Origin of the sequence: Bacillus sp. ABP14, from assembly GCF_001831375.1 — a bacterium.
Classification (GTDB): Bacteria; Bacillota; Bacilli; order Bacillales; family Bacillaceae_G; genus Bacillus_A; species Bacillus_A paranthracis.
This window is the reverse complement of sequence record NZ_CP017016.1, coordinates 5,009,240-5,020,935: the sequence shown is the minus strand read 5'-3', so window position 1 is coordinate 5,020,935 and position 11,696 is coordinate 5,009,240. Positions and strand designations below refer to the sequence as shown.

Sequence of the window (11,696 nt, the reverse complement as noted above, 5' to 3'; positions counted from 1 at the left end):
GTCGGAAGGTGGTATATTTAAACGACAAACTCAGCGAAACAAAAGTGTTTAAAGACCCGGTACATAAATATGTGCACGTGCGCGATCGTGTTATTTGGGATTTAATCGGAACGAAAGAATTTCAACGCTTGCGCCGTATTAAGCAGCTTGGAACGACATTTTTTACATTTCACGGTGCAGAGCATAGTCGCTTTACTCATTCGTTAGGTGTATATGAAATTATTCGTCGTATGATTGATGATGTGTTTGATGGCAGACCGAACTGGAATGCTGAAGATAGATTGTTATGCTTATGTGCGGCATTACTTCATGATGTCGGTCACGGCCCATTTTCTCATTCGTTTGAGAAAGTATTTTCATTAGATCATGAGAAATTTACGCAAAAGATTATCGTTGGAGATACAGAAATTAATCGCGTATTAAGTCGTGTGGATAAAGACTTTCCGCAAAAGGTAGCGGATGTAATCGCAAAAACATCTACTAATAAATTAGCGATTAGCATGATTTCCAGTCAAATTGATGCAGATCGCATGGACTATTTATTAAGAGATGCGTATTTCACTGGCGTAAAGTATGGAAACTTTGATATGGAACGTATACTGCGCGTTATGCGTCCGTACGGAAATCAAGTAGTTATTAAAAATAGTGGTATGCATGCTGTTGAACATTATATTATGAGTCGTTATCAAATGTACTGGCAAGTATATTTCCATCCAGTAACACGCAGTGCTGAAGTTATTTTAACGAAGATTTTACACCGTGCAAAATCATTGCACGAGAAGTACTATACATTTAAAAATCACCCTGTTCATTTCTATTCTTTATTTGAAGAAGAAGTAACAGTAGAGGATTATTTAAAGTTAGACGAGAACGTTATGTATTATTACTTCCAAGTATGGCAAGACGAAGAAGATCCAATTTTAAGCGATCTATGCCGTCGTTTTATGAATCGAAACCTATTTAAATATGTAGAGTTTACAGATAAGCACGGTTTAGATAATTGGATGGAATTAAGTAGCTTATTCAAAAAGATTGGACTTGATCCCGAATATTATTTAGTAGTTGATTCAACATCAGACTTACCGTACGACTTTTACCGTGCTGGTGAAGAAGAAGAACGTTTGCCAATCTTACTTCTTATGCCAAATGGGGAGCTTAGAGAGCTTTCACGTGAATCGGATATTGTTGAGGCGATTACTGGTAAGAAGAGAAGGGATCAAAAGCTATTCTACCCGCATGATTTAATCTATGAAGATGGAAGAAAAGGAAAATATAAAGAGAGAATCATCGAGTTACTAGAAGGAAAAAAATAAGAAGCAGCTAATGGCTGCTTCTTATGAAAAAACTTGAAATTATTTGTCGCTTAAGCGTTTTCCGCCAACTGCATAATGGTTTTTAGACATTTCTTCGATGAAAACAACGATGTTTTCTTCAGGAGCACCAGTTGTTTCGCTTACTGCTGCTGTTACTTTCTCAGCAAGAGCTTTCTTTTGTTCCTCTGTGCGTCCTTCTAGCATTTTCACTGTTACGTATGGCATATATAATCGCTCCTTTTATGTAAGTTACAATCTTATTATAGCGGATTATGGGGAAGAACAATCGAAAAAACAAATATTTTCTTTTTTGACATATGGAAGAGGAGATGAAATATGGATCAGTTATTTAGATACCCGTTGCACCAAATTCCTTTGGTAGCAATGGCCATTATTATCGCATTATCAGTGCATGAATTTGCGCATGCATATGTAGCATATAAATTTGGAGACGATACAGCAAAGAGACAAGGGCGCTTAACTTTATCGCCGATGGCACATTTAGATCCTATCGGGATGATTGCTGTATTAATTCTTGGTTTTGGTTGGGCGAGACCAGTTCCTGTTAACCCATATAACTTTAAAAGACCTCGTCTTGCAGGTATATTAGTTTCAATTGCAGGACCGATTAGTAACTTGATTTTAAGCGCAATCGGTTTAATTATTTGGTATAGCTTATTAACATTTGGTGTATTAGACTCAATTCCATTTGCAGTAGCAGATACGCTAGCTCAATTTTTCCGGATTTTTATTATGTTGAATATCGTTTTACTTGTCTTTAACTTATTACCAATCCCGCCACTTGATGGATATCGCGTAGTGGAGGATTTAGCACCAACAAATATTCGTGCGAAAATGACACAGTATGAAAAATATGGGGCAATTGCTTTATTAATTCTAGTTATTACACCGCTTAGCAATTACACAATCCAACCTATTTTTAATGTTGTCATTCCATACGTATTTGCATTTTTAAACAGTATTATTGCGCCTATCTTTGGCCTTTTATAATCATTAAGTGAGGAGGAATTTACATATGACAGAGAAAAAGAAAAAAATCGGTTTTAATATCGTGAAAAATGATTCAACAGATGGACATGGTGGTTTTGGCGTTGGGGCATTAAGTCTAGAAAACATTTCACCTGTATTTGTCGATGTACTAGAGAAAACAGCATTTGTTGATATCGGTGCGATGCATGCACGTAGTACAGTTGAAAAAGGTATTAAGTTTTTAACAAATAAAGATGAAGTTCCAAACGGAAAACCATACTGGCTTGTATGGGTAACGATTGAAAGAACAGCAACAGGTGCGTATTACGCAGGTGTAACAGCTTGTGAAATGACAGTTGACCGTGAAATTCGCCGCGGATATAAGTCACTTCCAGAGCACGTAAACAAAATGGATAAATCATTGAAGCGTCACATTATGGTTGAACATATGGACGAATCATCTAAAAAAGTACTTGGTACATTCTTAAAAGAACATAATGAAGCGATTTGGAACGAGTCTAGCGAAGAATTGCGCCGTGCATTATTAAGTGAATAAAAGAAAAGTATGTCTCACTAGTTGATTGTTGACTAGTGAGACATACTTTTTATTTTGGCTTGTTGTATGAAGATATATCGACGATTTTTCGAATATATCTATCATAACTTAAAATATATCGACGATTCGACAAGGAATATCGATTTACCAACAAAGAATGACAATAAAAGCTATTCCACATTTTATTGGAATAGCCTCGTGTGTCACCAAGGAAGATATTTCTTCCACCAACTTGTTTTTTTCTTTTCTTCAGTTGTCTTTTCAAATTCCTCTTTATCATCAACGTGATCCATACAATATTCAGTTGGTTCTGTACCTTTTGCAAAATACATTTTCACTGAAATTGGACAATTTTTTGTAGCGATTTTCCCGTTTTCAGGGTTAATATCGACTGCAACGACGTCACTTGGTTGTTTAAACTCTTTTTTAGGTTGTCCATCTAAGCCTTTCTCCATCGTATCAGTCCATATTCTTTTCGCATAGCCTTGTTCTGCTACGTTTGAAATTGATTTAGGTTGATCATATCCAACCCATACGCCAGTTACGAGTTGCGGGGTAAACCCAATCATCCAACTATCTGTTTCAGTAGAACCAGATTTTCCGGCATAGGTTCTTGATAGTTTAGATAACATTGATTGACCAGTTACAGCAGCATAACTGCTTAGTTTTTTATTAAACATGCCTGTCATCATTTCTTCCATCACAAATGCTTTGCTCTTATCAAGAACTTGTTTACTCTCCAAATGAGCATCGTATAAAATATTTCCTTCATGATCCATAATGCGGCGAATGAAAATAGGTTTTACTTCTTTTCCCCCGTTTGCGAACATGCTATAAGCGTTAACCATTTCAATTGGTTTTACAGGAGATGTACCGAGCGCGAGGGAAGGGACATCTTTTAATGCACTTTTAATGCCGAATTGCTTCGCCGTTTTTGTAAGAATGTCTTCGCCTAAAAATAAATTGGTCTTCACGGCATATACGTTATCAGAGACCGCAAGAGCTTGCGCCATTGTTACAAAATCGTCTGCATAATAGTCTTTATAGTTTTTCGGTTTATACTTTGAAACACCGTCACCTAAAGTGAACACAGTGTATTCACTTTTTAAGCGCGTAGCAGGGGTGAATCCTCGTTCTAATGCCGCATAATATAGAAATGGCTTAAATGTAGATCCAGGCTGGCGAGCGGCCTGTGTAGCCCTGTTAAATTGACTTGTATTATAATCAGTTCCACCAACAAGGGCAGCTACTTCACCTGTTTTTGGATTCATAGAGACGAGCGCAGTTTGTATGTTTGTCGTGTCAGGTATGTGGTCTTTTACAGCTTGTTCTGCAACCGATTGTAATTTCGGGTCTAGCGTTGTATAAATACGCAAGCCGCCTTTTTGTAAGGCTTGCTCATCTAATCCGATATCACGAAGAAGAGAAGCTTGTACAGCATCTTGGAAATAAGGCGCAACCTCTGCGACTTTTTTCGTATCTAATGAAGCGAAAGTTAGTGACTCTTTCTTTGCTGAAGCTGCTTGTTTCTTCGTAATATAGCCTTGTTCTACCATTTCATCTAATATAAGAGATTGTCGTTCTTTCGCACGATCTTTTTTTAAAAAGGGAGAGTAGACACTAGGTCCTTTTGGTATACCCGCGAGCATACTAGCTTCCGCTAATGTTAATTCTTTTGCTGTTTTATCAAAATATAGACGGGATGCAGCTTCGATTCCATAAGCACCATGCCCGTAATAAATTGTATTTAAATATCCTTCTAAAATATGATTTTTATTATAATTCACTTCAAGACGGATTGTGTACATTGCTTCTAATAGTTTACGTTTCCACGTTTTATCATGATCTAAGTATAGGTTACGGGCATACTGTTGTGTAATCGTACTAGCGCCTTGGACTTTTGCCATCGCTTTTAAATCAGCAACAATGGCACCAGCGATACGCTTCATATCAAAGCCATGATGTTTGTAGAATCTTTGATCTTCGATAGAAAGTGTTGCCTCTTTTACATAAGGAGAAATTTCATTGAGAGATACATTGTATCGTTTTTGCATCTCATTACTTTGTCCTATAACAGTGTCATCATTAGCATAAAAGACACTTGTTTGCGGGACAGCGACAGGAGGAGGTCCCATAATTTTTGCAACTATAATAATAACAAAAAAGGAAAAAACGAAAAAAAGAACAGAAGAAAACATTACGGTGAAGAAAAGACGTTTATATTTTTTAAGTTTTGGATTCATAGTTTGATCCATCTTTTTCAGCCCCTCATTCATACAAACATTATTGTATTAGTATTGAGGGTTTTCGATTATTTTAAACAATGAAATTTCGAAAATAAAGAGCTCCTTCAATTAAGAAAGAAGCTCAAATGCACGTGCTGGCCAATCGGTAATAATGACATCTACGCCATAATCAATCATAGTTTGTAAATCTTTGTATTCGTTAATTGTATAAGGGCGGAAAACATACCCTTGTTTTTGCGCGAGTTGAACAAATTCCTTTGTTAGTAGTTGAAAGTTTGGATGTAAACCAGTCGCATCTCTATTTTTTGCTTCGGCGATAGGATCAGCAAGTGGTGTATCATATAAAATTGCTCTTGGGATTTCAGGAGCAATTTCTGCTAATAATGAAACAGAGTCGTGATTAAATGAAGAGAATACAATTTGATTAGAAAGATGATATTCTCGAACGAGAGCAACAACTTTTTCTTCAATGTTTGGATAGTGAATGACATCTGTCTTTAACTCAATGTTGAGCTGTAACTTTGTTGTAGATAACCAAATGAATACTTCGCGTAACGTTGGGATTTTTGCTTCATGGAAAGAAGGATCTTTATGGCTGCCGGCATCTAAAGCTTGTAACTCTTCTACCGTTTTTTCAGAGACAAGACCTACATCATTCGTTGTACGATCGACTGTTTCATCGTGAATTACGACAAGTTCACCATCTTTTGATAGGTGGACATCAAGTTCAATGCCATGGGCGCCGATGCGTTCAGCTTCTTGGAAGGCAATCATCGTATTTTCTGGATGTGTTCCTTTTACGCCGCGATGAGCGAAAATAAGTGGTTTACTCATGTGAAATTCTCCTTATCATTTCTTTTCTTTCATTATGAAACTGCTTTTGAAAAAATACAATTTAATATGACAAACATTTACAAAAGTCTAACAGTTGCACAAAAGTTAACGTTAACGTAAAATGTAATAATCGAGTGAAGGGAGGAATAAACATGTATAAGATTGATGAAGTTACAAAGCAAGTTGGTTTAACAAAACGTACACTTCGTTATTATGAGGAAATTGGTTTAATTCATCCCCCAGAACGTAGTGAGGGGAACATTCGCCTGTATACAGATGAAGATATCGCTAGAATTAAAAGAATTGTGGAAGCGAAAGAAGTGTTAGGGATTACGCTTCAAGAAATGCAACATTTTTTATCGTTAAAAGAAAGAATGGAGCAAAGAAGAAATAGTGAGAATCCCCGTGATCGTGAAGTGATTCAAGAAATTAAAGAGATGCTTGAAAAACAAGTGCAAACGCTAGACGAGAAAATGGAGCAAATGCAGCGTGTAAAGGGAGAACTTGAAGACAGCTTACATCGTGCAGTGACATTTTTAGAGAATACAAAAGGAGAGTAATCAAAATGGAGAGCAAACAAAAACTAGGGAGATTGATTACAGTGTTGGCTACTTTCCTTGCCTTTTCAGGTATAGGGGTAGTCGATCCAATTTTGCCAATTATTGCTGAAAAGATTGGTGCATCGCATTGGCAAGTAGAGATGTTATTTACAGCGTATATTTTGACGATGGCAATTATGATGTTACCAGCCGGAATATTTGCATCGAGATTTGGTGATAAACGAATGATGACAATCGGTCTTGCGATCGTGACTGTATTTGCGTTTATATGCGGTATATCGCAAACGATTGCTCAGTTATCTCTTTTCCGCGCTGGATGGGGATTAGGGAATGCGATGTTCTTCGCAACGGCGATGACTTTATTGATTGCATTAAGTAAAGAAGTTCATGAAGCAGTAGGGTTATATGAAGCAGCTATCGGTTTAGGAATGGCAGGTGGACCATTATTAGGCGGGATATTAGGTGGACATTCTTGGCGTTACCCATTTTTTGCGACGAGTATTTTAATTTTCTTAGCATTTATTTTAGTTTTCTTCTTTGTGAAAGAACCAGAGCGAAAAGTGAAGCGTAAAGCGGCAGGCGTAGGGGAATTACTTAATCTGGTGAAGTATAAGCCGTTTATGCAAGGCGCCATTTCAGGAATGTTATACTACTACGGATTTTTCGTTGTGTTAGCATATTCACCACTTATTATGCATTTATCTGCTATTCAATTAGGTTTTGTATTTTGTGGATGGGGACTCGCGTTAGCTTACGGTTCTGCAATTTTAGCACATAAGCTAGAAGGGAAATATGAGCCGAAAACATTGTTGAAAGGCAGTTTACTCGTATTTGCGCTGTTCTTAATTGCACTATTCTTCGTGAAAATTATGTGGTTACAAATTGTATTAATTGTTCTATCAGGATTAGCATCAGGATTAAATAATGCATTATTTACAAGTTATGTAATGGATATTTCACCTTATGAAAGATCTGTTACATCTGGTGTTTATAACTTCGTTCGTTGGTTAGGTGGCGCAATTGCTCCAATTTTATCAGGAATTATCGGTCATACTGTTTCACCACAAAGTCCGTTTTTAGTAGGTGGAATCGTGGTGTTAGTTGGTTGTATTATGATCCTAATTCCAATTCGTAAACCAGTAGAAATAGAGACAAAAGCCCTTTCTTAAGAAAGGGTTTTCTTTCCTTTTACGGTGCAAACCCTTCCTGCACATATGTTAGAACCCTCTGACTAAAATATATTTTCGGTATTTTTGTACTTTTAACTATACATTTTGGATGTTTTGTTTTATTTTTGTTAGGGGACATTAATGATGTCCCTATTATAAATTTGCATTGAAAGGCGTGATTGTACGATGGAACTATGGTTCACTGAAAAACAAACAAAACATTTTGGGATTACGGCGCGTATTAACCGCACATTACATACGGAGCAAACAGAATTCCAAAAACTTGATATGGTCGAAACGGAAGAGTTCGGAAACATGCTTATTTTAGATGGCATGGTTATGACAACAGAAAAAGATGAGTTCGTTTATCATGAAATGGTAGCGCACGTACCTTTATTTACACATCCAAACCCTGAAAACGTATTAGTTGTTGGTGGCGGCGATGGCGGTGTTATTCGTGAAGTGTTAAAACACCCAAGCGTAAAGAAAGCAACTCTTGTTGAAATCGATGGAAAAGTAATTGAGTACTCTAAACAGTACTTACCATCAATTGCAGGTGCATTAGATAATGAGCGTGTAGAAGTAAAAGTAGGAGACGGTTTCCTACATATCGCAGAAAGCGAAAATGAATATGACGTAATTATGGTAGATTCTACTGAGCCAGTAGGACCAGCAGTAAACCTATTTACAAAAGGCTTCTACGCTGGAATTTCAAAAGCGTTAAAAGAAGATGGTATTTTCGTTGCACAAACGGACAACCCTTGGTTCACACCAGAGCTAATTACAACTGTGTTTAAAGACGTAAAAGAGATTTTCCCAATTACTCGTTTATACACAGCGAACATTCCAACTTACCCAAGTGGTCTTTGGACATTCACAATCGGATCTAAAAAACATGATCCATTAGAGGTAAGTGAAGAGCGTTTCCACGAAATCGAAACGAAATACTACACAAAAGAATTACACAATGCAGCATTCGCATTACCGAAATTTGTTGGCGATTTAATTAAGTAAGAGAATCGCACGGAACAAATAAAGTGTAAGTAGCTCATTTAAGGTGTTTGTCCAGAAGACTTGAACATGCTAGCTATTTACACTTCTGTAAAGAAAATTGTCTTCTTTTTATGAAATAGAAGACCTGGTAAATCGAGAAAGAGGAGCAACTCGCTCCAAATTTGAGAAATAATGAAAGGTTGGGATACCTTAAGTTCCACATAAGGAGGAAAAGAATATGCGTTTTGATGAAGCTTATTCAGGTAAAGTATTTATTAAAAGTCATCCAAGTTTTGAAGAGTCAAAGGTAGTTATTTATGGGATGCCTATGGATTGGACAGTAAGTTACCGTCCGGGATCTCGTTTTGGCCCTGCACGTATTCGTGAAGTATCAATCGGTCTTGAAGAATATAGTCCGTATTTAGATCGTGAACTAGAAGAGGTAAAATATTTTGATGCGGGTGATATTCCATTACCATTCGGAAACGCACAACGCAGCTTAGACATGATTGAAGAGTATGTATCAAAACTTTTAGATGCCGATAAGTTTCCACTAGGTCTCGGCGGTGAGCACTTAGTGTCTTGGCCAATTTTTAAGGCAATGGCAAAAAAATATCCGGATTTAGCAATCATCCATATGGATGCTCATACTGATTTACGTGAATCGTATGAAGGGGAGCCTTTATCCCACTCTACACCAATTCGTAAAGTGTGTGATTTAATTGGTCCGGAAAACGTATATTCTTTCGGGATTCGTTCTGGAATGAAGGAAGAATTTGAATGGGCGAAAGAAGTAGGTATGAACTTATATAAATTTGACGTATTAGAACCGTTAAAAGAAGTATTACCGAAACTTGCAGGACGCCCAGTCTATGTCACAATCGACATTGATGTATTAGACCCAGCTCACGCTCCAGGAACAGGAACGTTAGAAGCTGGTGGTATCACATCTAAAGAATTATTAGATTCCATCGTAGCAATTGCAAATTCAAATATAAATGTAGTTGGAGCAGACTTAGTAGAAGTAGCTCCTGTCTACGACCATAGTGATCAAACACCAGTCGCAGCAAGCAAATTCGTGCGGGAAATGCTGCTCGGTTGGGTGAAGTAAAAGCGGAATCGGCTCGTTCAGAATCGCAGGTCATTGGAACGCTCGACCGAGAGTGTGAAATGGCCGGAGATTCTAGCTGCTGTAGCTGGATAAAACAAGGGCCCCTATATGAATAGGGGGCCCTTATTTTGTCGATATGTGTCGGTAAGTCGATATATTTGAAAAATCGCTGATATAATTCGAGTTACGGTCGATATATTTGAAAAATCGCCGATATAATTTCATTTACCATCACGCAACACAAAAAGGAGCTATTCCCAAACAACGGGAATAGCTCTTTTTCTTATGCAACCTTCTCTTCCGAAGTAATGCCGCGAATTTCATCAGCAGAACGAATTGGATATTTACGGAACACGATTGATCCGATGTATCCAACAATCGTGGTAACGATTCCACATAATACAGCAGCAATCGTTACTTTTACAACGTCATTAAATCCGAATAAAACAAGAAGTCCTGGGATTGGTGATGCTGTTCCTGGTGCGTTATTAACGAGCTGGAATAGTGATGTAATAATACCAGCAAGTGCACCGCCAACGAAGTTTGTCGCATAAATAGGAATTGGATTTGCTGAAACAACATCGGCTTGTGTTAAAGGCTCGATTGCTACAGCGATTGTGTCTTTCTTCGAGCAAATTTTTAGTCGCTTAAAGAAAATAAAGTTCATCGGGGCTGAAGCTGCTACGGCAAGACTACCAATTGCCATTGGTAAACCTGTTAATCCGAGCATTGCAGTTAGTGCCATAGAACTCAGTGGAGAGGTAGAAATAACTGTTATTAATCCACCAAGCATAATACCCATGATAATAGGGCTTTCTGTAGTTGCAACTGAAATCATAGAACCGATTTTACCGAGCGTTGCGTTAACGAGCGGATCCATAAGCATTGCCATTCCGCGTGAGATTGGTGCAGCGATAAATAAAATTGCTAAAAACTCTACACCAGCCGGTAATTTCTTTTCGAGAAATTTCACGACGAAGGCACAAACGTATCCAGCGAAAAATCCTGGTAAAATACCAAATCCACTAGTAGCGATACCGATTAAAACAGCATATACGGGGGAAACACCGATTGCTAATGCGACTAAAATCGCTGCTGCGACACCGCTCATACTACCGGAAGCTTCTCCTACTGATTGTAAAAAGTCATTATGAAACATTTCTCCACCTATATAACGATGAAATGCTTCAATAAGAAAACTTGCGATTGCTGCATTAGCTAAAGCACCCATTGCTTTCATGCCGTAAGGAGCACGGTAACTAAAAAGTGTAAATAGACAAAGTACAACAAGTAATAGTGCTAAACCTTGCAAGATAGCCATTTGAAAACTGTCTCCTTTGATTTTTGTAATAAAAATTCGTATCATTCAATAATAATATAAAAGTGTATGAAACGGAAAAAATTTTTCTTGGGAACTTGCTGCAAGAAAAAATCCCTTACAATAATGTAAGGAAAGTGTAAGACTTTTAGATAGAGTATAGTATGCCATTTTTCGTATAATACAAGTATAGATATATGACTAGGGAAAAAGAAGTGCAAACAGGAGGTTCATGTATGAAATTGGTAATTAAAGTTTTAGCTGTATTCGCCATTATTCTAGGTGGAACAGCGTATTATTTGAACACAAAAACAGAAGGTGTACATGCTTTTGTAGACAACTTCTTTTCAAATAAAGAAATACAAGATTATTATGCGGTTATAGATAAAGGTGAGAAAAAAGACGGAGAATACTTGTATACTTTTAAAGGGTATACAGAAGACGGAAAGTTACAGGTTATTAAAAGAATGATGAACCGTGAATTGCATACGGGTGCTTTTATAAAAATTTATGCAAAAGGTATGCAAGGAAAAGGATGGGCTGAAATCCCGAAAGAATCAATTCCGCAAAAAGCGTTGGAAAAAATAGAAAAACGATAAAAGGAGC

The 11,696-nt window shown here is 37.4% G+C and carries 12 protein-coding genes; 8 read left to right on the top strand and 4 right to left on the bottom strand.

Translation table 11 applies throughout. The features are described from left to right. Positions 1-8: 8 nt before the first annotated feature. Positions 9-1,313 carry an HD domain-containing protein gene (locus BGI23_RS26200; RefSeq protein WP_000262739.1) on the top strand — a complete coding sequence of 435 codons (1,305 nt, stop codon included), beginning with the start codon at positions 9-11 and terminating at the stop codon, positions 1,311-1,313. 39 nt (positions 1,314-1,352) lie between these two features. Here BGI23_RS26200 and BGI23_RS26195 read toward each other — a convergent pair whose 3' ends face one another. Then, positions 1,353-1,538 carry a 2-hydroxymuconate tautomerase gene (locus tag BGI23_RS26195; protein WP_001147171.1) on the bottom strand — a complete coding sequence of 62 codons (186 nt, stop codon included), beginning with the start codon at positions 1,536-1,538 and terminating at the stop codon, positions 1,353-1,355. 111 nt (positions 1,539-1,649) lie between these two features. Here BGI23_RS26195 and BGI23_RS26190 point away from each other — a divergent pair, with 111 nt between their 5' ends. Together BGI23_RS26190 and BGI23_RS26185 are read left to right on the top strand one after the other, a co-directional pair. Next, the gene (locus BGI23_RS26190; protein ID WP_044791900.1) at positions 1,650-2,324 is read left to right on the top strand and encodes a site-2 protease family protein; all 675 of its coding nucleotides are present in this window, start codon (positions 1,650-1,652) and stop codon (positions 2,322-2,324) included. A gap of 25 nt (positions 2,325-2,349) precedes the next feature. Further along, positions 2,350-2,859: a YwhD family protein gene (locus BGI23_RS26185; protein ID WP_000136688.1), complete on the top strand. Its 510-nt coding sequence runs from the start codon at positions 2,350-2,352 to the stop codon at positions 2,857-2,859. A 203-nt stretch (positions 2,860-3,062) separates the two neighbouring features. On the opposite strand, the gene BGI23_RS26180 is transcribed toward BGI23_RS26185, so the two are convergent. Together BGI23_RS26180 and BGI23_RS26175 are read right to left on the bottom strand one after the other, a co-directional pair. Further along, positions 3,063-5,114 (bottom strand): transglycosylase domain-containing protein, encoded by a 2,052-nt coding sequence (locus tag BGI23_RS26180; protein ID WP_000372977.1) that lies wholly within the window; start codon positions 5,112-5,114, stop codon positions 3,063-3,065. 99 nt (positions 5,115-5,213) lie between these two features. Then, positions 5,214-5,939, bottom strand: coding sequence for a glycerophosphodiester phosphodiesterase (locus BGI23_RS26175; RefSeq protein WP_000042760.1), 726 nt, complete (start codon positions 5,937-5,939; stop codon positions 5,214-5,216). A gap of 152 nt (positions 5,940-6,091) precedes the next feature. On the opposite strand from BGI23_RS26175, the gene BGI23_RS26170 reads away from it, so the two are divergent. The 4 genes from BGI23_RS26170 to speB all read left to right on the top strand — a co-directional run bounded on the left by BGI23_RS26170 (position 6,092) and on the right by speB (position 9,772). Continuing rightward, positions 6,092-6,499 carry a MerR family transcriptional regulator gene (locus BGI23_RS26170; RefSeq protein WP_000276568.1) on the top strand — a complete coding sequence of 136 codons (408 nt, stop codon included), beginning with the start codon at positions 6,092-6,094 and terminating at the stop codon, positions 6,497-6,499. Between the two features lie 5 nt (positions 6,500-6,504). Further along, positions 6,505-7,668 (top strand): MFS transporter, encoded by a 1,164-nt coding sequence (locus tag BGI23_RS26165; protein WP_000444219.1) that lies wholly within the window; start codon positions 6,505-6,507, stop codon positions 7,666-7,668. A 186-nt stretch (positions 7,669-7,854) separates the two neighbouring features. Continuing rightward, positions 7,855-8,682, top strand: coding sequence for a polyamine aminopropyltransferase (gene speE, locus BGI23_RS26160; RefSeq protein WP_000424696.1), 828 nt, complete (start codon positions 7,855-7,857; stop codon positions 8,680-8,682). Between the two features lie 217 nt (positions 8,683-8,899). Then, on the top strand, positions 8,900-9,772 hold the full coding sequence (speB, locus tag BGI23_RS26155) for an agmatinase (protein WP_001209831.1): 873 nt from the start codon (positions 8,900-8,902) through the stop codon (positions 9,770-9,772). 283 nt (positions 9,773-10,055) lie between these two features. On the opposite strand, the gene BGI23_RS26150 is transcribed toward speB, so the two are convergent. Then, positions 10,056-11,093, bottom strand: a complete 1,038-nt coding sequence (locus BGI23_RS26150; RefSeq protein ID WP_000996323.1) for a PTS sugar transporter subunit IIC — start codon at positions 11,091-11,093, stop codon at positions 10,056-10,058. Between the two features lie 233 nt (positions 11,094-11,326). On the opposite strand from BGI23_RS26150, the gene BGI23_RS26145 reads away from it, so the two are divergent. After that, complete coding sequence (locus BGI23_RS26145; protein WP_016719024.1) at positions 11,327-11,689, top strand: YxeA family protein; 363 nt, start codon at positions 11,327-11,329, stop codon at positions 11,687-11,689. Positions 11,690-11,696: the final 7 nt, after the last annotated feature.